This is a genomic window from Streptomyces sp. NPDC088354, assembly GCF_044753585.1.
In the GTDB taxonomy this organism is placed as follows: Bacteria; Actinomycetota; Actinomycetes; order Streptomycetales; family Streptomycetaceae; genus Actinacidiphila.
On record NZ_JBIVNJ010000003.1, the window covers coordinates 370,269 to 393,394 of the forward strand.

Sequence of the window (23,126 nt, forward strand, 5' to 3'; positions counted from 1 at the left end):
CTCACAGCGTGACCGCCCCCGGGTCGGCCCGCGGCGCGGCACAGTGGCGTCATGAATGTGCTGATCCTGGGTGGTACGGAGTTCGTGGGGCGCGCGGTGGCGGAGGAGGCGCTGACGCGCGGCGAGAAGGTCACGGTGTTCCACCGGGGACGGCACTCGCCGCCGCCGGGGGTCACCGCGCTGCACGGGGACCGGGTCGCCGAAGGCGGCCTGGCGTCTCTCGCGCACGGCGAGTGGGACCTGGTGGTGGACACGTGGTCCGGCGCGCCGTCGGCGGTGCGGGACTCCGCCGCCCTGCTGGCGGGCCGCGCCGGGCGCTACGCCTACGTGTCCAGCCGCTCGGTGTACACCTACCCCGCGGCCGCCGGACTCGACGAGGACGGCCCGGTGGTCGACGCGTCGCCCGACGACGGCGCGGACGTGGACTACGCGCGGGCCAAGCGGGGCGGTGAACTGGCCGCCGTCGACGCGTTCGGCGACCGGGCGCTGCTGCTCCGGGCGGGGCTGATCCTCGGCCCGTACGAGAACATCGGCCGCCTGCCGTGGTGGCTCACCCGCATCGCCCGCGGCGGCCCCGTGCTCGCTCCCGGGCCGCGCGATCTCCCCCTGCAGTACATCGACGCGCGCGACCTCGCCGCCTTCACGCTGGACGCCGCCGCGGCGGGCCTGGGCGGCGCGTACAACCTCGTCAGCCCGTCCGGGCACACCACGACGGGCGAACTGCTCGACACCTGCGCCGCGGTGACGGGCGGCGAGGCCGACCTGCGCTGGGCCGAGCCCTCCGCGGTGCTCGACGCCGGTGTCGAACCGTGGTCCGAACTTCCGGTCTGGCTCCCGCCGGGCGAGTTGTACGACACCCTGCACACCGGCGACGTCTCCCGTGCGGTCGGCGCCGGTCTGCGCTGCCGTCCGGTCGGCGAGACGGTCGCCGACACCTGGTCGTGGCTGCGTTCCGTGGGCGGGGTGGCGCCGCAGCGCCCGGACCGTCCGGCGGTGGGGCTGCCGCCGGAGAAGGAGGCGGCCGCCTTGAAGGCGCTCGGCCTCGGCTGACGGCCGTCAGCCCTCGGGCCCTGACACGAGCGCGCCTTTGAGGCGGCCGAGTTCGGCGCCGGTCAGGCCACGCTCCCGCAGCCACCGGCCGGCGCCGCCGTGGCGGGTCCGTAGGGTGTCGAGGAAGTGGTGCATGACCTGCGGCTTCGAGGCCATGTAGTGGTGCTCGACGGCGGGCAGGTCCCGGTAGGAGGGGAGCCGGGCGAGGCGCTCGCGGATGCGGGCGACGCGCTGGGCGGTGAGGGCGTAGTCGGCGGCGATGGCGTCCGCAGGCACGCCGACCGCGTCCAGGAGCAGGGCGGCCAGGACGCCGGTGCGGTCCTTGCCGACGGCGCAGTGGAAGACGACGGCGTGCTGGTCGGTGTCCGCGACGATCCGCGCGGCGTCCACCAGGGACGCGCCACTGCCGTCGAGCAGGCCCTCGTAGAAGCCGGCCGTGTCGTCCACGGCCTCACCGCGCACCGCCGGCACGGCGTCGGTCACGGCCGCCTGCACACGGCGGACGGGCAGGCTGACCCGGCGCACGGGGGTGTCCGCCAGCAGACCGTGTCCCTCGCGGGCCGCCTCGTCCGGGCCGCGCAGGTCGACGACCGTCCGCAACCGGTAACGCCCCAGGAGCAGTTCCACGTCGTCCGCCGTGGCGTCCTGGAGGGTGCTCGCCCGGAACACCACACCGCGCCGGGTCCTGCCGCCGCCGTGGACGGGCAGCCCGCCGAGGTCGCGGATGTTGTCGACCTCGGCCAGTTCCACCCACCGGGCCGCGCCGCCGGGCGGCCCGTCGTGCGTCGCTTCCAAGAAGGCCTCCTCGGACGGGGTTCGGGTCGCCTGATTCTTTTGTACCAGTGCGTCAGGGAGACGGAACGCGCATCCGGATGCGCCCGGGGTGCGGATGGCGGCGGCACGGGTTCCACTGGAGGCTGTGACCGGCTGCGCACCGTCCGTGAGGGCGGCCCGGCCGGCAGGCGCCGTCCGGGCGCGGGCGACCGCGCGTTGACGGCGGCGAGAGCGAGGAGATCCCCCGTGGCCCGCAGGATTCCGCCGACGACCGCGGTAGCCGTCGTGTTCGTCTCCGCGCTCTTCATGGCGATCATGGACACGACGATCGTCAATGTGGCGGTCCCCGCGATCGGCCGCGACTTCGGCGTCCCGGCCTCCGGCCTCGGCGCGATCAACATCGGCTACCTGGTCAGCCTCGCCGTGTTCATCCCGGTCGCCGGCTGGCTCGGCGACCGCTACGGCACCCGGCGGACCTTCCTGGCCGCACTGGTGGTCTTCACGGGCGCCTCCGCGCTGTGCGCCACGGCCACCACCATGGACCAGCTCACCGCGTACCGAATCCTGCAGGGCGCGGGCGGCGGTCTGCTCACGCCGGTCGGCCAGACGATGCTGTTCCGGGCCTACCCTCCGGCCAAGCGGATCAAGGCGCAGCGGGCGCTGATGGTGCCCACCGCGGTCGCCCCCGCGGTGGGCCCGGTGCTCGGCGGCTGGCTCTCCGACGCGGTGTCCTGGCACTGGGTGTTCCTGGTCAACCTGCCCATCGGCGCCGCGGCCGTCGCCTTCGGCCTGCTGTTCCTGCCGGACTACCGGGTGGAGACCCCGGGCCGCTTCGACCTCACCGGCTTCCTGCTGGCCGGCGGCGGTCTGTCGCTGACGCTCTACGCGTTCACCGAGGGTCCCGACCAGGGGTGGGGCACGGCCGGTGTCCTCGTGCCGCTGGTGTTCGGCATCGCGGCGCTGCTCGCCATGGTGGCGGTGGAACGGCGCATCGCGATGCCGATGCTGGACCTGGGGCTCTTCCGGGACCGGCTGTTCCGGGCCAACACGATCGTGATGTTCCCGCTGAGCGCGGTGTTCCTCGGCACGGTCTGGCTGTACCCGCTGTTCCTGCAGGAGGCGCTGGGCTTCGACGCCCTGCGCAGCGGTATGGCCACCTTCCCCGAGGCCCTGGGCGTGATGGCGGCGGCGCAGGTGGCGCCCCGCCTGTACCGGCGCCTCGGGCCGCGCCGGCTGATGGTGGGCGGCTCGGCGGGCATGGGCCTGTGCGTGGCCGTCATGGCGGGCTTCACCGCAGGCACGTCGGAGTGGACGCTGCGCGGTGTGCTGTTCGTCCTGGGCTACTGCATCGGGCACGTCATGATGTCCGCGCAGAACGCCGCCTTCGCGACCGTCCCGGCCCCCTCGACCGGGCGGGCCGCCACCGTCTTCAACATGCAGCGCCAGCTCGGCGGCGCCTTCGGCACGGCCGTGATCGCCACCCTGCTCGCGGCCGTCGGCACCACGGTGCTGAGCGCCGACGGGACGCCGACCGCCAACCTGACGGCCTATCACGCCGGCTTCGTCCTGTGCGCCGGGCTCGCGCTGATCTCCGCGGTCGCCGCGCTCTTCGTCTCCGACCAGGACGCCCTGGGCGTGGAACGTCCCGACGCGGAGCGGCCCGCCCGGCCGGGCGCCGCGGAGGCGGCGACTCCCGCCTCTCCCTGACGGCTGCCCCGCCCCGGTGTCTGTTTGAGACGTTTTGCCCGCGGTGGGATGCTGGGAAGGATGGCGCGGGGTCCGGGCCTCGGAACCGAGCAGGCGAGGACGTCGGCGATGCCGGTACAAGAACCGATGGACGACGGGCAGTCCGTTGCCGGGGCCGCCATGGCCGCCGTGGACGCGAGCGGCGTCGTCACCGGGTGGACGCCCGGCGCCGCGCGGCTGCTGGGGTACCAGCGGGACGAGGTGGTGGGACGGGCGGCCCGGACACTGCTCGCCGGGCAGCTCCCGCCCGCCGCGCTGCGGAGCCTGAAGCGCCAGGAGGAATGGCGCGGTCGGCTGCTGCTGCGGCACCGCCGGGGCCACGCCGTGGGGGCCGAGGTCGCCGCCGCCCCGATGGGCAGCGACTGGGCGGTCGTGGCGGAGGAGCCCGGGACACCGCTCGCGGAGTGGGCCCTGGACCAGATGCCCGCGGTCTTCGGGGTGTACGACCACGAGAAGCGGCTGATCGGCAGCAGCGCGGAGGGCCGCCGCGTGATGGGGGTCCCGGAGCAGGAGGTCATCGGGCTGCGGGTGGTCGAGTTCTCCCCCGGACGCCGGTCGGAGAAGCTCGAGGAAATGATGGACCGGGTCATGGAGACCGGCGAGCGGATGACCGCCGAGACGTTCACCCAGGCCCCCGGCGAGACCCGCGCCCACGCGTGGTCGGTCTACCTCTATCCGCTCAAGGACCCGGCCGGGCACGTGCGCGGCGTGTCCGTGGCCGCGCTCGACACGACGTCCCAGTACAAGGCGCGCAAGCGGCTGAGCCTGGTCAACACGGCCGGCGTGCGGATCGGGACCACGCTGGACGTCGTGCGCACCGCCGAGGAGCTCACCGAGGTCGTCATCGGGCAGTTCGCCGACTTCGCGAGCGTCGACCTGCTGGACGCCGTCCTGGACGAGGCGACGAACGCCGGGCCGCGCGCGCCCGGCCCGGTGATCCTGCGCCGGGCGGCCCAGGACTCCGTCCTGGACGGGGCGCCGGAGACCTCCGTCTCTCCCGGGCAGCCGGACCGCTATCCCGAGGAGTCGCCCATGGCGCGGGCGCTGGTCACCGGGAGGGCGTCGTGCCACTGGATCGAGGACGACGACGTCCAGGAGTGGCTGCGCGCGAACCCGCAGCACGCGCGCTCCGCGCACGCGTTCGGCATCCACTCGCTCATCGTGGTCCCGCTGCGCGCCCGGGGGACCACGCTGGGGCTCGCGCAGTTCCTCCGGCACCGCACGCCCGACCCGTTCGACCCCGACGACCTGATCCTGGCGGAGGAGATCACCGCACGGGTGGCGTTGTCCATCGACAACGCGCTGCGCTACACCCGTGAGCGCAACACCGCCCTCACCCTGCAGCGCAGCATGCTGCCGCAGCGCACACCGCGGCAGGCGGCCGTCACCGTCGCCTCGCGCTACCTGCCGGCCGACGCGCGGGTCGGCGTCGGCGGCGACTGGTTCGACGTGATCCCGCTGTCCGGGACACGGGTGGCGCTCGTGGTGGGCGACGTGGTCGGGCACGGCATCCAGACGTCCGCCACCATGGGACGGCTGCGCACGGCCGTACGTACCCTCGCCGACGTCGACATGCCGCCCGACGAACTCCTCACCCACCTGGACGACCTCGTGCTGCGGCTCGACCGCGAGGAGCACCCGGACGGCGCCGGAGGGGGCACCGGGGACGGCGAGGACGGCGAGCACGCCGACGCCGGGAACATCGGCGCCACGTGTGTGTACGCGGTGTACGACCCGGTCGCCCGCCACTGCACCATCGCCCGCGCCGGTCACCCGGCCCCGGTGATCGTGCGCCCGGACGGCGCGGTCGAGGTGCCCGCGCTGCCCGCCGGCCCACCACTGGGCCTCGGCGGCCTGCCGTTCGAGTCCGCCGAGCTGGACCTGCCGGACGGCAGCATGATCGCCCTGTTCACCGACGGGCTCATCGGCGCGGGCAAGCACGACCGCGTGCCCGAGGACGACCTCGCCGTGGGCGCTGCGCGGCTGGCCGCGGCGCTCACGGACGGCCCGTCGGCGTCCCTGGACGACGTGTGCGACCACGTGATGCGCAGCATGCTGCCCGACACCCCCGCCGACGACGTCGCGCTGCTGCTCGCCCACGCCAACGGCCTCGACATCTCCCGCGTGTCGACCTGGGAGCTGCCGCCCGACCCGGCCATGGTGGCCCACGCGCGCAAGCTCACCACGGAGCAGCTCGCGCAATGGGGGCTGGAGGAGATGGCGTTCGTCACCGAGCTCGTCGTGAGCGAACTCGTCACCAACGCCATCCGCTACGCCCGCGCGCCCATCCAGCTGCGGCTGATCAACGACACGAGCCTCATCTGCGAGGTCTCCGACGCCAGCAGCACCGCTCCCCACCTGCGCCGTGCCCGTGTCTACGACGAGGGCGGCCGCGGCCTGCTCCTCGTCGCCCAGCTCACCGCGCGGTGGGGAACCCGCCACACGCTGCGCGGCAAGACCATCTGGACGGAACAACTCCTGCCGTCCTCCTGACGGCCGGCTGCGCCGGGCGCGGCCCGGGTCCGTACGCCTCGCGGGCCCCGTGCCCGCCGCCGTCGACGTCGAGAACGCGCCCGGCCGGCGCCGTCCGCCGCCCTCCGGAGCGCTGGCCAACCCCCGCGCCTCAGTCGGCGCCGGCGCCCTCAACACGACGCCCACCCCGTCAGGGAAGGACGGCCCCCGCCCTCCGCGGGGCGGACGAGAAGCGCGGCCGCAGTAAGGCTCGCCGCCAGCGGATCAGCTCTCGGAGCGACGGCGACGACGGGCGGCATACACCAGGCGCGGGCCGTGAACCCGGGGTGCTGCCCGACCCCGCGCCTACAGTCGTCGCCACCGCCCTCACAAGGAACGCACCCCTACCGACGCCGAACCGCGCGCGGCCGCCCACAAGCGGCACACGACGCCCACCACGTCGGGGAAGGGCGGCCCGCGCCGTCCGCGGCGCGGACGAGAACAACGCGGCCACGGCAAGCACGGCTCGCCGCAGGCGGATCAGCTCTTCGGGGCGACGGCGACCGCGACGGGCCGGTGGAGCGCGCGATCGCGGCGGACGCCGCGGATGCGGGCGGTGAAGGGGCGGCGGGACGGAGCGGTGGCGGGACGCGGGGGCCGGGACAGCACGAGGACGGCGACGCCGGGGAGGCTGGCGACGAGGGTGAGGACCCCGTAGACGACCGCGGTGGACAGGCCCTGGGCGGCGCCGAGGCCGGCCGCGCCGAAGGCGAGCGTGGAGACGGCCTCGCGGGGGCCCCAGCCGCCGATGTTGATCGGCAGGCCCATCACGAGCAGGGCCAGGGTGAGCGGCGGGACGAGCTGGGCGACGGGGGCGGTCGACCCGGCGGCGCGGGCAGCGACGACGAAGAGGGCGACATGGCCGACCAGGCCCGCCGCGGAGAGCAGGACGACGCCCGGCCAGGTGCTCCGGGCCAGCAGGCCGCGGCGCAGGTCGGCCAGGCTGCCCGCGAGGGCGGCGGCGGCCTTGCCGGTGCGGCGCCGGCGGCGCAGCTCCCATGCCGTGAGCGGTGCGGCGACCGCGAGCGTGCCGAGGACGGCCGCGGTGAGGGCCAGGGCGCCGGTGCCGTCGGGGAGGAGTGCGCGCGTCATGTCGGCCAGCAGGGCGGGCCGGCTGAGCAGTACGGCCACGCCGAGCGCGAGGACGACGATCTGTCCCCCGGTCCGTTCCAGGACGACCGCCCGCACCCCGCGGGCGACGTCGCCCTCGGTGCGCCCGTGCTGGACGGCGCGGTGCACGTCCCCGAGGACGCCCGCCGGGAGGACCGCGTTGAGCAGCAGCGCCCGGTAGTAGTCGGCGACGGCCCGGCCGATCCGCAGCCGCAGGCCGAGACGGCGGGCCACGATGCACCAGCGCCAGGCGCTGAGGACGGTGGTGAGCAGGCCGATGCCGAGGGCGGCGAGCACGGAGGTGCCGCTGACCATGTGGAGCCCGTCGAGGAACGCGCTCGTGCCGAGCCGGGACACCAGGGCGCCCAGGATGCCGGCGCCCAGCAGGAGCCGCAGCCAGGGCCATGCGCGCTTCAGGACGGTCATCGCACGTCACCGCCCGCCGCCGCGGGGAGCACGAGCAGATCGGTGTGGCCGACCTCGGCCCGGAGTCCGCCGGCCGCGCAGGTGTCGAGCCGCCGGCGGAGATAGCCGTCGGCGTGGGCCGTGAGCCCGGGGCGCTGCTCGACGGCCGCGCCGACCCAGCCGCGCAGCCATTCCGCGGTCAGGGCGGACTCGCCCGGGCCCAGCCGCCACGGGCTCGGCCGGCTGAGCACGGTGGCACCGCGCCGCTCGAACGCCTCGGTGGCGGCGGCCACGGCGTCCGGCCCGAGCAGGCCGCGGCCGTCGCTCTCGCGCCGCTGGTGCTCGTCGAAGGCCGCGGCGATCTCGTGGTCGAGGGGGTCGGCGGGGTCGAGGGCCACCCGGCCGACGACGGACAGGGTCAGCAGCGCGGGGCAGCCGGCGTCGGCGCACGCGACGGCGAGGGCGTCCACCTCGTCGGCGGTGAGCAGGTCGAGCAGCGCGGAGGCGGTGACGAGCGAGGTCCCGGCCAGGTCGGCGGCGCGCAGCCGGGTCAGGTCGCCCTCCTGGGTGGCGGCCGTGACGGCGCCCCCCGGGGTGATCCGGCCGTCCAGACCGGCCCGGGCCAGGGCGAGCAGCCTCGGGTCGCGGTCGTGCAGGATCCAGTGCTGGGGTCCCGGCAGCAGATCGGACAGCCAGCGGCCCAGCGATCCGGTGCCGCAGCCGAGGTCGCGCACGACGAGCGTGCCGTCCGGGGGCGGCACCGCGGCCAGCCGGTCCAGCAGCGGCGGGATCAGTTCCGCCGAGCGGGCGGCGGCGTCGGCGCCCTCGCGCAGCGACAGCCATTGCGGGGTGAAGGCGGCTGCCTCCGCCTCCCCCGCCGATGTCCCGGACCTGTTCGTCATGACCCCTCCTCCACCATCTTCCGGAGCACCGCGTCCATGCGCCGCGATGTCTCCTCCCACCCCCGCAGGGTGTCGCGGCGGTCCCGCGCCGATGTCCGCAGACGGCGCCGCAAGGCGTCCTCGGCGAACCAGCGGCGCAGTCCGGCGGCCAGCGCCGCGCTGTCGCCGGGCGGCACGAGGACGCCCGGAAGACTGCCGTCGGGGGCCTGCCCGAGGGCGTCCGGCACACCGCCGACGTCCGAGGCGAGCACCGGGATGCCCCGCATCAGCGCCTCGGTCACGACCATCCCGAACGTCTCGGCGCGGGACGGCAGGACGAGGAGGTCGGCGGCGGCGTACGCCCCGGCCAGGGCCTGGCCGGTGAGCGGGCCCGTGAGCCGCACCCGGTCGGTGAGACCGGTCGCCGCGAGCAGTTCGCGCATCAGCTCGGTGTAGGCGCCGTCGCGTTCGAGCGGCCCGACGAGATCGCAGCTCCAGCTCAGGTCGGCGAGGTCCGCCAGGGCCTCGATGAGCACGTCCTGCCCCTTGCGGGGGGTGACGGACGCGACGCACAGCAGATGTGACGACCCGTCGGTGCCCGGCGCGAGGGGCGCCGCGTCGGTGCCCGGGGGCACCACGTGCACACGACCGGTGGGCAGTGCGTGGTGCTCGACGAGCCGGCGCCCGGCCCAGGGGCTGGTGGCTACCACCGCGCCGACGCCGTGCAGGGTCTCCCGCTCCCGGGAGTCGAGTTCGGCGGCGACCTCGGCCGGCAGCCCCGTCTCGTCGGCGAGCGGCAGGTGGACCAGGACCGCCACCCGCAGCCGGCCCGACTGCGGGACGACGATCTCGGGGACGCCGCAGGCCACCAGGCCGTCGAGGAGGACGCAGGCACCGTCGGGCAGGTCCGCGAGGGACCGGGCCAGCCGCTCGCGCGCGGCCTCGCCGGGCCGCGGCCAGTCACCCGGCACGGCGATCTCACGGACGGTGCGGCCGCCGGCCGCCAGCGACTGGTTCAGCCGGCGGTCGTAGATGTTGCCGCCGCTCGGCACGGCCGTGTCGTCCACGTCGCCGGGCAGGACGACATGGACGGTACGCACGTCCGGCGCGAGGGCCGCGGCGCTCACAGCGTCCGCTCGTAGCTCGCCCAGGCGACATGGGACTCGTGGAGGGCGACGGCGATGGCGGTGAGTCCGCGCGCGCCCTCGCCGAGGGCGCCCTCGGCCACCCGGTCGGCGAGCCGGTCGGCGATGTACTTGGCCAGGTACTCCGTCGAGGTGTTGACCCCGGCGAACTCCGGCTCGTCGTCCAGGTTGCGGTAGTTGAGGCCGGCGACGACCTTCCCGAGCTCCTGGGTGGCCAGGCCGATGTCGACGACGATGTTGTCGTCGTCGAGTTCGGGACGGCGGAAGGTCGCGTCCACCAGGAACGTCGCGCCGTGCAGTCGCTGCGCGGGGCCGAAGACCTCGCCGCGGAAGCTGTGGGCGATCATGATGTGGTCGCGAACGGTGATACTGAACACGGTGGAACCTTCCAGGGCTGAACTAGGCCGGTCGGTAGGCAATACGGTGGCAGAGCACGGATGGTTCACCGCCGGCGACACGGTTCATCACCTCGGGCAGCCGGTCGAAGGGACTCTCCCCGGTGATCAGCGCGTCGAAGGCCGGATCGGCCAGCAGGCGCAGGGCCACCGCCATCCGGTCGGCGTAGCCGCGCCGGGTACGCCGGTTGGGCGACACCGTGCCGACCTGGCTGCTGCGGACCACCAGGCGGCGGGAGTGGAAGGCCTCGCCAAGGGGCAGCGAGACCCGCCGGTCGCCGTACCAGCTCATCTCCAGCAGCGTGCCCTCAGGCTCCAGCAGTTCCAGGCCGCGGGCGAGCCCGGCTTCGGTGGCGCTGGCGTGGACGACGAGGTCGCAGCCCCCCTCGGCCTCGCCGGGCAGGGCGAAGCCCACGCCGAGGGCCGCGGCGACCGCGGCCCGCGCCGGGTCGACGTCGACGAGCTGCACCCGTGCCCCGGGGAGGCCGGCGGCCACCGCGGCGACGCTGCAGCCGACCATCCCGGCGCCGATCACCGCGATCCGGTCGCCCACCAGGGGCGCGGCGTCCCACAGGGCGTTCACGGCGGTCTCGACGGTGCCGGCCAGGACGGCCCGCGCGGCGGGCACGTCGTCGGGTACGGGAGTGACCGCCGAGGCCGGGACGACATAGCGGGTCTGGTGCGGGTACAGACAGAAGACGGTGCGGCCCAGCAGCTCCGCCGGGCCCTCCTCGACGACGCCGACGTTGAGGTAGCCGTACTTCACCGGGCCCGGGAAGTCACCCTCCTGGAAGGGCGCCCGCATGATCGTGTGCTGGCTCTCCGGTACGCCCCCGCGGAAGACCAGGGTCTCGGTGCCGCGGCTGATTCCGGAGTGCAGCGTGCGCACGACGACGTCGTCCGGTCCCGGCTCCGGCAGGGTCACTTCGCGGATCTCGCCCTCGCCGGGTTTGCGAAGCCAGAAGGCCCGTGCCGAACGCTCCATGGGTTTTCTCCGTATCCCTCCACGACAGATGAGGCCGTACCGTACGCGGCGCTCCCGAGAAACCCGTAACCGGGGGAACAAAGATGACCGTGATGACCGTGGGAACCCGGCTCGACAAGGGCACAGCGGGGCGGGAGCAAGCCGTCGCCGCGGTGGCCCAGTTCGGGTTGCTCGTCGTGCTGTGGGCCTCGGTGGGCCTGCACGCGCTGGGCTGGATCGCGGGGACCGCCTACGGTGCCGCCATCTGGGCGCTGCTGACGGGCGGGCTGCGCCGTTCGGGGGCTCGTGCGCTCGGTCCGGCCGACCGGGTGACCCTCGGCCGTGCGGTGCTGGTCGGCGGGGTCACGGCGCTCGCGGTGGCGGGCGCGGCGCACGGCGCCGTCTTCACCGGCGTGGCGTCGGTGGCGCTGGTCCTCGACGCGGTGGACGGCAAGGTCGCCCGCCGCACCGGCACCTGCTCGCGGCTGGGCGCCCGTTTCGACATGGAGGTCGACGCCTTCCTCATCATGGTGCTGAGCGTGCAGCTGGCCATGGAGCAGGGCCCGTGGGTGCTGGCGATCGGCGGCATGCGGTACGCGTTCGTCGCGGCGTCGTGGGTGCTGCCCTGGCTGAACGCGCCGCTCCCGCCGAGCTTCGCCCGCAAGACGGTGGCGGCGTGCCAGGGGATCGCGCTGGTGGCGGCCTGCTCGGGGATCCTCCCGGGGCCGGCCGCGGCAGGGGTGGCGGCGCTGGCGCTGGCCGCGCTCGTGTGGTCCTTCGGCCGCGACATCGCGTGGCTGTGGCGGACCCGGCCGGTCGAGGCGCCCGGGGGTGGCCACGAGTCGCTGCCGGTGCCGGTGGCCTCGACCGCCGGTCAGTCGTCCTGGCGGGGGTGATACCGCAGCAGGACGACGTCCCCGATCTGCCGGGCCTCCGCGAGCCGCATGCGGTGTCCCGGCCCCTGGGGGAAGTCGGCCGGCTGGACCAGGCGCGGCGCGTCGGCCTGGCCCACGAAGAACGGGGCGTACACGAGCTGCAGCTCGTCGACGAGCCCGGCCGACAGGAAGAGCGTGTGGACCACGCCCCCGCCCTCGACCATCAGGCGTTCGATCCCGCGCCCGGCGAGGTCGTCCAGCACCTCGCGCACGTCCAGCGGGTCGCCCGCGCCGACCACCGTGGCCAGCCCGTCGAGCCGCTCGCCCAGCGCGGCCACCGTGCCGGTGGTCGTGTACACGAGTTTGGCGCAGTCGCCGGTCGTGAAGAACCGCGCCTCCGGGTCCAGTTTGCCGCTCTCGGTCAGCGTGACCTTGACCGGCGTCGCCGGCCGGCCCGCGCTCAGCCGCTCGCGCTGCCGCTCCGGGCAGACCAACAGCCGGGGATCGTCCGAACGGATGGTGTTGGCCCCCACCAGGATGGCGTCCACCCCGGCCCTGACCTGGTCGATGCGGTCGAAGTCCTCGTCGTTGGAGAGCAGGAGGCGGGTCGTGCTCGTGTCGTCCAGGCAACCGTCCAACGAGGAGGCGACCGACAGCAGCACATACGGGCGCGATCTCATGTCGCTTATGATCCCCTCCCGTGTCCCCGCAGGCGACGGAGCTTTCGTAAGCTTGCACGATTCGGGGCGGCGGGGTATAGGGGCGCCGCAGGTCAGCGCATCGGCCGGGTCGGCCGCAGGGCGCATCGGCTGCCGCCACGCCGAGGCGCGGAACGTCCCGGCGGCACGGCCACGGGGACGTGCCGTGAGCCGGCGGCCGTGGCCGCACCCCGGCGTGCCGCGCCGCAGGGTCCCCCGGTTCGTACCCAGGTGGGCCGCGGCCCGCGGGTGCCCGGCGGGTGTGCGACCTCGGCCATCCCCGACCGGGCCGGCGCGGCGCCCCTCGGGCACGACCCGGCACTGGTGGCCGCGAGGAGCGCCGTGACGGCGCGGTGTCCGCGCGGCAGCGGCGTGCGGCAGCACGCCGAGTGGGTGCCCCAGGGCTTGGCCGGTGTCGCGGGCGACGACCGCCGAGGGAGCGCCCGGCGCATAGGCGGGGGACGTGCTCGGACAGGGGCCGCCCCCTGTCCGCGGCCTGCCGGTGCACGACCGGGTCGACCGCGGTACGGCGGCCGGTGCTCACTCCCGGGCGGCCTCGAGCACGTCGAGGGCGAGGGTGTCGTCGGCGTCGTGCGAGAAGGAGACGCTGACGCGGGTGTACAGGCCGCCGAAGCGCTCGCGCACGGCCCGGCCCACCGCTCCCGGTTCGCCGTGCAGGGCGAAGGCGTCCAGGACGTCGTCGTCCACCAGGCGGCCCATCTCCTGCCACCGGCCGCGCACGGACATCCCGTGCAACTCCCGCTGGAGCTCGCCCCAGCCGTGCAGTTCGAGGACGGGGAGGTAGGCGGGGGTGGAGGCGTAGAACGCGATCCGCTCGCGGGTGGCGGTGAGGGCGGCGGCGTACTCCTCCTCGGTGCGGCCGGTCGCGACCAGCGCGGTCCCGGCGACGTCGAAGGGCCGCGCGGTCCGCCCGGCCTTGTCACGGGCGTCGTGGAGGACCGGGAGGCTCACCCGGCGCAGGTACTCCGGGGAGGTGAGGGGGTGACAGATCAGCCCGTCGGCCACCTCTCCCGCGACGGCGGTCATGCGCCTGCCGACGGCGGCCAGCCACACGGGCGGCGGCCCGGACGGCAGCGGCCCCGGGTCGAACATCGGGGTCATGAGGGTGTGGGTGTAGAAGTCGCCGCGGAAGGCCAGCCGTCCGCCGGTCTGCCAGCTGTGCCAGACGGCACGCAGCGCCTCGGTGAACTCCCGCATCCGGGTCGCGGGTTGCGACCACGGCATGCTGTGGCGGCGGGTGATGTGCGGCTTGACCTGCGAGCCGAGTCCGACGATCACCCGTCCGCCGGACAGCCGCTGGACGTCCCAGGCGGCCGTCGCCACCGTCATCGGGCTGCGGGCGAAGGCGATGGCGACCCCGGTGGTCAACGCGATCCGCCGGGTGCTGCCGGCCGCGACGGCGAGTTGCAGGAAGGCGTCGTGCCGCAGCTCGTTCACCACGAAGCCGTCGGCGCCGCGCGCCTCGGCCAGGGCGGCCGCGGCGGCGGCCTGCTCGATCCGGCCGGAGAAGGTGACGTCGGTCCGCCGGGGTTCGGTGGTCACGCGGCGGCGCTCCGATCGGGCTGGTGGCTCGTCATGGACGGGATCGCGGCCCGGTTCAGGACAGGGAGGGATCCCGCGACTCCAGGAGCGCGGGCGGTGCGGCCTGCCGCCAGGAGTCCACGAGGATGTCCCGCAGCTCGTCCAGATCCTCCAGCGCGGCCAGGCGCACCCGCACCCAGTGCGAACCGGCCTCGTGCGGCGGCACCCAGAACTTCTCCGGCTCCGCCGCGATCAGCTCTTCACGCTCGTGCATCGGGCAGCGCACGGCGAACGACGTCTCGTCGTCGGGGACCGTCACGAACATCTTCCCCGCGACCCGGAACGTGGGCATGCTCCAGGCCTCCTTCTCGGCCGTCTCCGGAAGTGAGAGGGCGATGCGGCGGACGTCTTGTGAGTCGGGCATGCCCCTACGGTAGACACCGCCACTGACACCGGCGCCCCGGGCACACGCGAGGCCGCTCCCCCGTCACGGGGGAACGGCCTGCTGCCTGCGGCGCCGCGGGACACCCGACCCGCGCGGCACTTGGCGCCCGCCCGGGCCGTCCCGGGCGTCAGTCGATGAGTTCCTCCACGATGTCCTCCAGAGCGTCGCCGCCGATCTCCTCGGCGAGCTCCTCCACCGCACCCTCGACGATCTCCTCGAGGATCTCCCCGACCACATCACTCATCTGCCGCACCTTCCTGGCGTGGTTACGGCCCGACCGCCGGGCCCTGTTCCGAGGGGGAGGGGAACGACTAGGGCGTGTTTCGAAAGTCCCGCCTGTCCCGCGACGCCTGGCACGGCACCTCGCTGCGTTGTCGAATCGTCCGAGTAGCCCACTACGAGGACGACTCTCCGCCTTGCGATGCACCGCACCAGACGCCGCGGGACCCGCCCTCCGGGCGGCCGGCGCTACTTTCGAAACACGCCCTAGCGCGCCGCGAACTTCGCGAGGATGCCCTGCATCTCGTAGACGTTGACGCCCCTGGTGAAGCTCTTCTCGATCGGCTCGTGGCTGCCGGAGGTCCAGATCTTGAGATCGGCGTCCAGATCGAACGGGCCGGCGGTCTCCACCGAGAAGCGCGTGATGCTCTTGTACAGAACGGAGAGGTACTCCACCTTCTTGCCGGTCACCCCCTCCTTGTCCACGAAGATCAGCCGGCGGTCGGTGAAGAGGATGCTGTCGCGGACCAGCTCGAAGGCGGCGTGCAGCTGCTCGTCCTCCCCCAGCAGTCGCGCGAACTCTTCCTGGGCCGCCGTCACATCGACCGCGTGCGCGTTTCCGAACATCGCCATAACAGACCTTCCACAGCAGCGAGTTGAGCGAAGATCAGCACCTTATCGGAGCGCCGTGGGTGGGTGTCGCGCGGGAGCCGCAGGCCCCGTCGTCCGCTCGCGGGCATCGGACGGCGGCGGATCATTCGGACGGAACCGGAATCGGCAAAAGCCGCTTCCGCTGAGCGGAAACGGCTTCTGACCTGCGAAAACACCGTCGGGACGACAGGATTTGAACCTGCGACCCCTTGACCCCCAGTCAAGTGCGCTACCAAGCTGCGCCACGTCCCGGTGCCGGATCGTCCGGGTTCTCCCCGGGCTGACCGCGCACGAGAACAATACCGCACGTCGGCCGGTGCTCGCTCACAGGTATCGCCCCGGGTCGCCGAGCGGCCCCCGGCCCGGGCGGCGGGCCCGCCGCGAAAATGAGTAGCCGTACTCATGTGGCGCGCGCCACACCGCCCCGACACTGCTGCCATGGCGAATCCGATCCGGCAGCACACGACGGCGGCCTACTCCGCGCAGGCCGCGCTCTCGTTCGCCCTCGCCCTGACGGCGATGGTGGTGGGCATCGCCTACCTGCCCGTGGGCCCGTGGGCGCGGGCCTTCCTGGCGGTGGCACTGCTCTCTGTGGTGACCTCGGCGTTCACCCTGGCCAAGGTGGTAAGGGACCGGCAGGACGAGGGCCAGGTCACCAGCCGTGTCGACCAGGCACGGCTGGACAAGCTCCTGGCCGAGCACGATCCGTTCAAGGTCGACGGGCTGTAGGCGCGGCCTCCGGCCCCGCCGGTTCGTCCCCGAGCAGGTAGCGGGCGCCGGCGCCGGACGCGGCCGCGGCGTCGTCGGGGTTGTACAGACCGCATTTGCGCAGGGACAGACAGCCGCAGCCGATGCAACTGGTGAGCCGGCGCTTGAGGCGCTCCAGCTCGGCGATCTGCTCGTCGATGCGGCGGGTCCAGGCGCGGGCGACGGTGTTCCACTCGGCCGCGTTGGGCGCCCGGTCCTCGGGCAGCCGGTCCAGGGCGGTGCGCGCCTCGTCCAGGGAGAGGCCGACGCGCTGAGCGGCGCGGACGAACGCGACACGGCGCAGGGTGGACCGCGGGTAGCGGCGCTGCCCGCCCGCCGTGCGTTCGGAGCGGATGAGGCCGATCTCCTCGTAGTAGCGCAGACAGGAGGCGGCCAGGCCGCTGCGGGCGGCGAGCTCGCCGATGGCGAGGCGGTCATGGTGCGCGGGGCGGGCCGGGGTCGGGGGCTGCGGCGCATGCGGGCTCATGTCCTCCGAGCCTACGCTTGACCTCAAGTCGCCTTGAAGTTGCACGCTCGACCCATGACCCCGACACGCACAACCCCCGCGTACGACTACCGGGACCTGCCACGCCTGATGTCGCTGATGACGGGCGACGAGAAGCACGGCCCGGCGGCCACCTCCACCCTCGACGTGCTGTGGGTGCTCTACGACCGTGTGCTGCGAGTGACCCGGGACACCGCGGACGACGAGGACCGCGACCGCTTCCTGCTGTCCAAGGGCCACGGTCCGATGGCGTACTACGCCGTGCTGACGGCCAAGGGCTTCATTCCGGAGGAGTGGCTGCCCTCCTTCGGCTCCTACGACTCACGGCTCGGCCACCACCCGGACCGGATGCTGGTGCCGGGGGTGGAGATCGGCTCCGGTTCCCTCGGGCACGGGCTGGCGCTCGCGGTGGGCAGCGCCCTCGGGCTGCGGGCCCAGGGGCTGACCCGCCCCAAGGTCTGGGCACTGGTCGGCGACGCCGAGATGGACGAGGGCAGCAACCACGAGGCGGTCGCCTTCGCCGGCGCGATCGGCCTGGAGTCCCTGCACGTGGTGGCGGTCGACAACTCCTCCGCCACGTACGGCTGGCGGGGCGGGCTCGCCTCGCGCTTCGCCGCCGAGGGCTGGTCGGCCGTGACCGTGGACGGCCGCGACCACGAAGCGCTGTACGAGGCGTTCACCGCGCCGCACCCGGGCGCTCCGCGGGCGGTCGTCGCCCGCGTCGAGTCCAAGTACTGACCGTCCTCCGCACGCCACCGAAGACGACACGGACCGAGGAGTCTCCCCACCATGGACACCATGCGCGAGCGCTTCACCGCCGTCACCACCGCCCTGCTCGACGAGGACCCGCGGCTGGCCGTGGTCCTGGCGGTCATCTCCGGCGACCGCTTCACGGACGCGGCCCGGGCCCATCCCGACCGCGTGATCGACGTCGGCATCCGCGAGCAGTTGCTCGTCGGGGCTGCGGGCGGGCTGGCCCTGACCGGGCTGCGGCCGGTCGTGCACACCTTCGGCAGCTTCCTGGTGGAGCGGCCGTTCGAGCAGGTCAAGCTGGACCTGGGGCACCAGGGCGTGGGCGCGGTGCTGGTCAGTTCCGGCGCGTCCTACGACATCGCGGCCGGCGGCCGCACCCACCAGTCGCCCGGCGACGTGGCGCTGCTCGACACCCTCCCGGGATGGACCGTCCATGTCCCCGGCCACCCCGACGAGGCCGAGGCACTGCTCCGGCACGCGGCCGGCGACGGGGACCACCGGGTGTACGTCCGGCTCAGCGAGCAGTCCAACCGCGCCGCGCTGCCGGTGTCCCCCGGGCGGTTCCGCACGGTCCGCGAGGGCCGCGCGGGGGCCGTGGTCACCGTGGGGCCGCTGCTCGACGCGACGCTGGAGGCGGTGGCCGGACTCGACGTCACGGTGCTGTACGCCTCGACCGTGCGGCCCTTCGACGCGGCCGGGCTGCGCGCCGCCGCCGGGGCGGCGGACCGCGCGGATGTCGTACTGGTCGAGCCGTACCTGGCGGGCACCTCGGCGCGGTTCGCGAACGAGGCGCTCATGGATCTGCCGCACCGCGTCCTGGCCCTCGGCACCGCGCGGGAGGAGCTGCGCCGCTACGGCACCCGGCACGACCACGCACGGGCGCACGGTCTGGACGCGGCGGGGCTGCGGCGCGGCGTCGAATCCTTCCTCGCGGGCGCGCGGGCGGGCGCCGTGACGGCCGCGGCGCGCTGAGGGTCAGGCAGGTCCCGGCCGGCGGGATCAGGTCCAGGGCAGGGCGGAGCGCTCCCGCCAGTAGACCGGGGCCGGTTCGGCGAGGGCGGTGAGGCGGGCGAGGCGTTCCGCGCTCAGGTGGACGACTGCGGCGGCGTTGGACTCCACCTGGGCGCCCGTGGCCGCACCGGACAGCACGACGTCCGCCCAGGGGCGGTGCAGGATCGCGGCGAGGGCGACGGCGTCCGGGGTGGCGCCCGCCCCGCCGGCGACCTCGGCGAGGACCGAGCCGGGCTCCGCCTGGGCCAGGCGGCCGTTGGCCATGCCCTCCTTGACGATGACCGTCAGGCCCGCGGCGTGGGCCTCGGCGAGGGCCGGTCCCGCGGAGGGTTCGAGCAGGTTGTACGTGGCCTGCACGGCCGTGAAGAGCCGTTGCCCGTCGACCGTCACCTCCATGGCCCTGCGGATGGCCTCGGCCTGCAGCGCACCGCTGGTCGAGAAGCCGACGGCGACGCCCTCGGCGGCGAGGGCGGCGAGGCGCTCGTGGAGGGCGCGGTCGGCCAGCGCCGGGCTGTCCGGGGTGACGGAGTGGATCTGGTAGAGGTCGAGCCGGTCGCCGAGCAGGGCCCGGGTCTCCACGATCTGCCGGTCGTAGGTGGCCGCGGCATGGTCCTTGACCTCGTGCACCTTCGCGTCGGAGCGCCAGTCCGCGGTGTAGGTGTAGCCCCACTTGCTGCCGACCACCACGTCGTTGACCTCGGGGCGGGCGGCGAGCCAGCCGGCGAGGAACTCCTCCGCGCGGCCGTAGGAGCGGGCCGCGTCGAAGTAGCGCATCCCGGCGGCGTACGCGGTGTCGAGCACCTCGTGGGCCCGGTCGCGCATCGCGTCGACGGTGCGGTCGGCGGGCAGGTCGGCATCCCGGTGCAGATTGATGTAGCCGGGCCTTCCGACGGCGGCGAGGCCGAGTCCGAGGCGGGGCAGGGGCGCGGTGGCGAGGCGGTCCAGAGGCACGGTCGCCACCGTACTCCCGGTGGAGTACGGCGATCCGGTGCCTGAGACGGACGTCGCGGGTGATCACCGGAATGCATAGTGGAAGGCACCGGAACTCCGCCGGCGCACGTGCCCTTCCCACCCGAGGATCACCGCATGCGATTGGCCCTGCCCAGGCCCCTGCGTACCCGGCGGCGTCTCGCCGCCGGGGTGGCCGCGCTCGCCCTGCTGGCCGGCGGCGGGGCGGTGACGCTGGCCGCGGCCGACGGCCCGGCGGCCGTCCACCGCGAGGACCGGGTGTTCTCCCTCCCGGAATCCCCCGGCAGCGCGCGGACGGTGCGCATCGACGCGTCGTACTTCACCTCCGGGGGCGGTACGCCGCGGCCCGCCGTCCTGCTCGCGCACGGCTTCGGCGGCAGCAAGGACGACGTCCGGCCGCAGGCCGAGGACCTGGCCCGGCACGGCTACGCGGTGCTGACCTGGTCGGCGCGCGGCTTCGGCCGGTCCGGCGGCCGCATCGGGCTCGACTCCCCCGACGCCGAGGTCGCCGACGTCTCGCGGCTGATCGACTGGCTGGGCAGGCGCCCCGAGGTGCTGAGCGACGGTCCCGACGACCCGCGGGTCGGTGTCACCGGCGCCTCGTACGGCGGCGCCGTCTCGCTGCTCGCCGCGGGCCACGACCGGCGGGTCGACGCCATCGCTCCCGCCATCACCTGGTGGAACCTGTCCGACGCCCTGTTCCCGGGCGGCGTGTTCAAGAAGCTGTGGGCCGGGATCTTCTTCTCCACCGGCGCGGACGGGGCGAAGTGCGGCTTCACCGCCCAACTGTGCGCGATGTACGACCGCTCGGCGGTATCGGGGCGGGAGGACGCCGCCACCCGGCAGTTGCTGGAGCGCTCCAGCCCCTCGTCGGTCGCCGCGAGCATCAAGGTGCCCACCCTGGTCGTCCAGGGCCAGAACGACTCGCTCTTCCCGCTGGACCAGGGCGACGCCATCGCCCGGGCGGTCGCGGCGAGCGGCGCGCCGGTCGCCGTCGACTGGTTCTCCGGCGGACACGACGGCGGCGACCAGGAGACCGACCGGGTCGAGGGCCGGATCACGGCCTGGTTCGACCACTACCTGAAGAAGGACGCCGGCGTCGGCACCGGCCCCGCCTTCCGCGTCACCCGGGCCGGCGGCGTGGACACCACCGACGGCCGGGCGATCAAGCGCGGCGCCGACGCGCCCGCCTATCCCGGGCTCGACGGCACGCGGACCCGCCGGGTCGCCCTCACCGGCGGCGCCCAGTCGGTGGCCAACCCGGCCGGCGGCAACCCGCCCGCCATCTCGGCGGTGCCCGGCGTCGGCGCGCTGTCGCAGCTCTCCGACCTCGGCCAGGGCCTGTCCCTGTCGCTGGACTTCCCCGGTCAGCGCGCCGCCTTCGACTCCGCGCCGCTGCGCGCCCCGCTGCGGCTGACGGGCGCCGCGAGCGTGCGGGTGGACGTACGCACCGACGCCCCCGACGGCGCGGTGCTCTTCGCGAAGCTGTACGACGTGGGGCCGGGCGGCGCCGAGTCGCTGCCGCACCAACTGGTCGCGCCCTTGCGCGCGGACGGCAAGGGCATCGTGCCGGTCAGGCTGCCCGCCGTGGACCACGAGTTCGCCGCGGGGCACCGGCTGCGGCTGGTGCTGTCCAGCACCGACCTCGGCTACTCCTCCCCGGTGCGGCCCGCGACGTACCGCGTGTCGCTGCCCGCGGGCGCCGCGCTGACCGTGCCCGTCGACCCGGCCCTGACCACGGACCAGGGCGGGCTGCCCGCCTGGGTGTGGGTACTGCCCCTCGCCGCGCTCGCGCTGGCCGCGGCGCTGCTGCTGACCGGGCGGCGGCGGGCGGGCACTGTGCGGCAGGCCCCCGATCCCGCGCTCGCCGGCGTGCCGTTGGAGATCTCCGGGCTCTCCAAGCGGTACAAGGGCGCGGCCGACCGCTACGCGGTGCGGGAGCTGTCCTTCCGCGTGGAGCGCGGCCAGGTGCTCGGGCTGCTCGGCCCCAACGGCGCGGGCAAGACCACGACGATGCGGATGATGATGGGCCTGATCCGGCCCGACGCGGGCGGCATCCGGGTCTTCGGGCAGGCGATCCGGCCCGGCGCGCCCGTCCTGTCGCGGGTCGGCGCGTTCGTGGAGGGCGCGGGCTTCCTGCCGCACCTGACCGGGCGGGCCAACCTCGAGCTGTACTGGCGGGCCACGGGCCGCCCGGCCGCCGACGCCCATGTGGAGGAGGCGCTGGAGATCGCCGGTCTCGGCGAGGCCCTGGAACGCGCCGTGCGGACCTACTCGCAGGGCATGCGGCAGCGGCTCGCCATCGCTCAGGCCATGCTGGGCCTGCCCGACCTGCTGATCCTCGACGAACCGACCAACGGCCTGGACCCGCCGCAGATCCGCGAGATGCGCGACGTCGTACGGCGCTACGCGGCCGCCGGGCGCACCGTCATCGTCTCCAGCCACCTGCTGTCGGAGGTCGAGCAGAGCTGCACGCACCTCGTGGTGATGGACAAGGGACGGCTGATCGCGGCCGGCCCGGTCGGCGAGATCTCCGGCGGCGGCGAGGTGCTGCTCGTCGGCGCCCCCAGGATGCCGGAGGGGGCCCGCGAGGCCGTCGCCGCGAAGCTCGCCGCGCTGCCGGGGATCGCGGCGGCCGAGTCCGTGGAGGACGGGCTGCTGGTGCGGCCCGGCACGACGACCGTGCCCGAGCTGCTGACCGAACTGCTGCGGCTGGACGTGCCGGTGGAGCGGGTCGGGCCGCACCGGCGCCTGGAGGACGCGTTCCTGACCCTGATCGGAGAGTCCGCATGACCGACCCCTTGGACACTGTGGACACCGCGGACGGCGCGAGCCCGGCGGGCACCGCGATCCCGGCGGGCACAGAGGGCGCCGCGGAGGTCGCGCCGGGGTACCGCCCGGCCCGCACCCTGCCCTTCCGCGTGGAGGCGGTACGGCAGCTCCTGCGGCGGCGCACGCTGGTCGCGCTCGCCGTCGTCCTGGGCCTGCCCGTCGTCGTCTGGGCCGCGTTCGCCATCGGCGGCACGCCCAGCGGCCGGGACTCGGTGCCGACGATGATCGACGTGGCCACGGCCTCCGGGGTCAACTTCGCGCTGGCGGTGCTCTTCGTCTCGTCCGGGTTCCTGGTGACGATCCCCGTCGCACTCTTCTTCGGGGACACCATCGCCTCCGAGGCGAGCTGGTCCTCGCTGCGCTACCTGCTGGCCGCGCCCGTGCCCCGGGCCCGTCTGCTCACCAGCAAGGTGCTGGTCTCGCTGGTCTTCAGCGCGGTCGCGGTGCTCGCCCTGCCGGCGGTCTCCTTGGGGGTCGGCACCCTCGCCTACGGCTGGCACGACATGGAACTCACCTCGGCAGGCTCGCTGCCGCCGGGCACCGCGGCCGGGCGCCTGGCGATCGCGGCACTGTACGTCTTCGCCTGCCAACTGGCCGTCGCGGGCTTCGCCTTCTGGCTGTCGACGGTCACCGACGCCCCGCTGGGGGCGGTCGGCGGGGCGGTCGGGGTCGCGATCCTGTCGAACATCCTCGACGCGATCACGGCCCTGGGCTCCCTGCGCAGCGTCCTGCCGACGCACTGGCAGTACGCGTGGTTCGACGCGCTGCAGCCCCGGCTGGAGTGGGCCGGGATGCTCAAGGGAGTGTCGGTGTCGGTCTCGTTCGCGGTGGTCTTCCTCGCCCTGGCCTACCGCGGGTTCCGGGGCAAGGACGTCGTGTCCTGAGCCACCCGGACGCG

General features: G+C 74.6%; 21 protein-coding genes and 1 tRNA gene. 9 read left to right on the forward strand and 13 right to left on the reverse strand.

Annotated features, from left to right (window positions below):
* Positions 1-51: 51 nt before the first annotated feature.
* Positions 52-1,050, forward strand: coding sequence for an NAD-dependent epimerase/dehydratase family protein (locus ACIP98_RS07890; RefSeq protein ID WP_401974309.1), 999 nt, complete (start codon positions 52-54; stop codon positions 1,048-1,050).
* A gap of 6 nt (positions 1,051-1,056) precedes the next feature.
* On the opposite strand, the gene ACIP98_RS07895 is transcribed toward ACIP98_RS07890, so the two are convergent.
* The gene (locus ACIP98_RS07895) at positions 1,057-1,845 is read right to left on the reverse strand and encodes a tyrosine-protein phosphatase (protein ID WP_319658005.1); all 789 of its coding nucleotides are present in this window, start codon (positions 1,843-1,845) and stop codon (positions 1,057-1,059) included.
* 225 nt (positions 1,846-2,070) lie between these two features.
* Between ACIP98_RS07895 and ACIP98_RS07900 the strand changes: the two genes are divergently transcribed.
* Complete coding sequence (locus ACIP98_RS07900) at positions 2,071-3,531, forward strand: MDR family MFS transporter (RefSeq protein WP_319658004.1); 1,461 nt, start codon at positions 2,071-2,073, stop codon at positions 3,529-3,531.
* A gap of 108 nt (positions 3,532-3,639) precedes the next feature.
* Positions 3,640-6,063, forward strand: a complete 2,424-nt coding sequence (locus tag ACIP98_RS07905) for a SpoIIE family protein phosphatase (RefSeq protein ID WP_401974311.1) — start codon at positions 3,640-3,642, stop codon at positions 6,061-6,063.
* A 498-nt stretch (positions 6,064-6,561) separates the two neighbouring features.
* On the opposite strand, the gene ACIP98_RS07910 is transcribed toward ACIP98_RS07905, so the two are convergent.
* Genes ACIP98_RS07910 through ACIP98_RS07930 form a run of 5 tightly spaced genes read right to left on the reverse strand, consistent with a single transcriptional unit; the run spans position 6,562 to position 11,002 of the window.
* Positions 6,562-7,617, reverse strand: a complete 1,056-nt coding sequence (locus ACIP98_RS07910; protein WP_401974313.1) for a lysylphosphatidylglycerol synthase transmembrane domain-containing protein — start codon at positions 7,615-7,617, stop codon at positions 6,562-6,564.
* Entirely contained in the window at positions 7,614-8,498 is an 885-nt protein-coding gene (locus ACIP98_RS07915) for a class I SAM-dependent methyltransferase (protein WP_319658001.1), read from the reverse strand. The genes ACIP98_RS07910 and ACIP98_RS07915 overlap by 4 nt, the downstream gene beginning before the upstream one ends.
* Positions 8,495-9,604 carry a glycosyltransferase family 4 protein gene (locus tag ACIP98_RS07920; protein ID WP_319658000.1) on the reverse strand — a complete coding sequence of 370 codons (1,110 nt, stop codon included), beginning with the start codon at positions 9,602-9,604 and terminating at the stop codon, positions 8,495-8,497. The genes ACIP98_RS07915 and ACIP98_RS07920 overlap by 4 nt, the downstream gene beginning before the upstream one ends.
* Positions 9,601-9,999 (reverse strand): 6-carboxytetrahydropterin synthase, encoded by a 399-nt coding sequence (locus tag ACIP98_RS07925; protein ID WP_319657999.1) that lies wholly within the window; start codon positions 9,997-9,999, stop codon positions 9,601-9,603. Before ACIP98_RS07925 ends, ACIP98_RS07920 begins: the two co-directional genes overlap by 4 nt.
* A 22-nt stretch (positions 10,000-10,021) precedes the next feature.
* Positions 10,022-11,002, reverse strand: a complete 981-nt coding sequence (locus ACIP98_RS07930; protein ID WP_319657998.1) for a zinc-binding alcohol dehydrogenase — start codon at positions 11,000-11,002, stop codon at positions 10,022-10,024.
* A 92-nt stretch (positions 11,003-11,094) separates the two neighbouring features.
* Here ACIP98_RS07930 and ACIP98_RS07935 point away from each other — a divergent pair, with 92 nt between their 5' ends.
* Entirely contained in the window at positions 11,095-11,877 is a 783-nt protein-coding gene (locus tag ACIP98_RS07935; RefSeq protein ID WP_401974315.1) for a CDP-alcohol phosphatidyltransferase family protein, read from the forward strand.
* Here ACIP98_RS07935 and ACIP98_RS07940 read toward each other — a convergent pair.
* The 5 genes from ACIP98_RS07940 to ACIP98_RS07960 form a co-directional block, all read right to left on the reverse strand.
* Entirely contained in the window at positions 11,856-12,536 is a 681-nt protein-coding gene (locus tag ACIP98_RS07940) for a dihydrofolate reductase family protein (RefSeq protein WP_319657996.1), read from the reverse strand. The genes ACIP98_RS07935 and ACIP98_RS07940 overlap by 22 nt on opposite strands.
* 558 nt (positions 12,537-13,094) lie before the next feature.
* Positions 13,095-14,117 (reverse strand): TIGR03617 family F420-dependent LLM class oxidoreductase, encoded by a 1,023-nt coding sequence (locus tag ACIP98_RS07945; protein WP_319657995.1) that lies wholly within the window; start codon positions 14,115-14,117, stop codon positions 13,095-13,097.
* 55 nt (positions 14,118-14,172) lie between these two features.
* On the reverse strand, positions 14,173-14,520 hold the full coding sequence (locus ACIP98_RS07950; RefSeq protein ID WP_319657994.1) for an MmcQ/YjbR family DNA-binding protein: 348 nt from the start codon (positions 14,518-14,520) through the stop codon (positions 14,173-14,175).
* A 507-nt stretch (positions 14,521-15,027) separates the two neighbouring features.
* The gene (locus ACIP98_RS07955) at positions 15,028-15,393 is read right to left on the reverse strand and encodes a PH domain-containing protein (protein WP_319657992.1); all 366 of its coding nucleotides are present in this window, start codon (positions 15,391-15,393) and stop codon (positions 15,028-15,030) included.
* 196 nt (positions 15,394-15,589) lie between these two features.
* A tRNA-Pro gene (locus ACIP98_RS07960) sits at positions 15,590-15,663 on the reverse strand.
* A gap of 186 nt (positions 15,664-15,849) precedes the next feature.
* On the opposite strand from ACIP98_RS07960, the gene ACIP98_RS07965 reads away from it, so the two are divergent.
* Positions 15,850-16,140 (forward strand): YiaA/YiaB family inner membrane protein, encoded by a 291-nt coding sequence (locus tag ACIP98_RS07965; protein WP_319657991.1) that lies wholly within the window; start codon positions 15,850-15,852, stop codon positions 16,138-16,140.
* Here ACIP98_RS07965 and soxR read toward each other — a convergent pair.
* On the reverse strand, positions 16,121-16,645 hold the full coding sequence (gene soxR / locus ACIP98_RS07970) for a redox-sensitive transcriptional activator SoxR (protein WP_319657990.1): 525 nt from the start codon (positions 16,643-16,645) through the stop codon (positions 16,121-16,123). The genes ACIP98_RS07965 and soxR overlap by 20 nt on opposite strands.
* A gap of 54 nt (positions 16,646-16,699) precedes the next feature.
* On the opposite strand from soxR, the gene ACIP98_RS07975 reads away from it, so the two are divergent.
* Together ACIP98_RS07975 and ACIP98_RS07980 are read left to right on the forward strand one after the other, a co-directional pair.
* Entirely contained in the window at positions 16,700-17,401 is a 702-nt protein-coding gene (locus tag ACIP98_RS07975; protein ID WP_319657989.1) for a transketolase, read from the forward strand.
* A gap of 51 nt (positions 17,402-17,452) precedes the next feature.
* Positions 17,453-18,388: a transketolase gene (locus ACIP98_RS07980; RefSeq protein ID WP_319657987.1), complete on the forward strand. Its 936-nt coding sequence runs from the start codon at positions 17,453-17,455 to the stop codon at positions 18,386-18,388.
* Positions 18,389-18,415: 27 nt separating this feature from the next.
* Here the strand turns inward: ACIP98_RS07980 and ACIP98_RS07985 are convergent, their stop codons facing one another.
* On the reverse strand, positions 18,416-19,378 hold the full coding sequence (locus ACIP98_RS07985) for an aldo/keto reductase (protein WP_319657986.1): 963 nt from the start codon (positions 19,376-19,378) through the stop codon (positions 18,416-18,418).
* A gap of 135 nt (positions 19,379-19,513) precedes the next feature.
* On the opposite strand from ACIP98_RS07985, the gene ACIP98_RS07990 reads away from it, so the two are divergent.
* Positions 19,514-22,189, forward strand: coding sequence for an alpha/beta fold hydrolase (locus ACIP98_RS07990; RefSeq protein ID WP_319657985.1), 2,676 nt, complete (start codon positions 19,514-19,516; stop codon positions 22,187-22,189).
* Positions 22,186-23,112, forward strand: a complete 927-nt coding sequence (locus ACIP98_RS07995) for an ABC transporter permease (protein WP_401974319.1) — start codon at positions 22,186-22,188, stop codon at positions 23,110-23,112. Before ACIP98_RS07990 ends, ACIP98_RS07995 begins: the two co-directional genes overlap by 4 nt.
* The last annotated feature ends 14 nt before the right edge of the window (positions 23,113-23,126 follow it).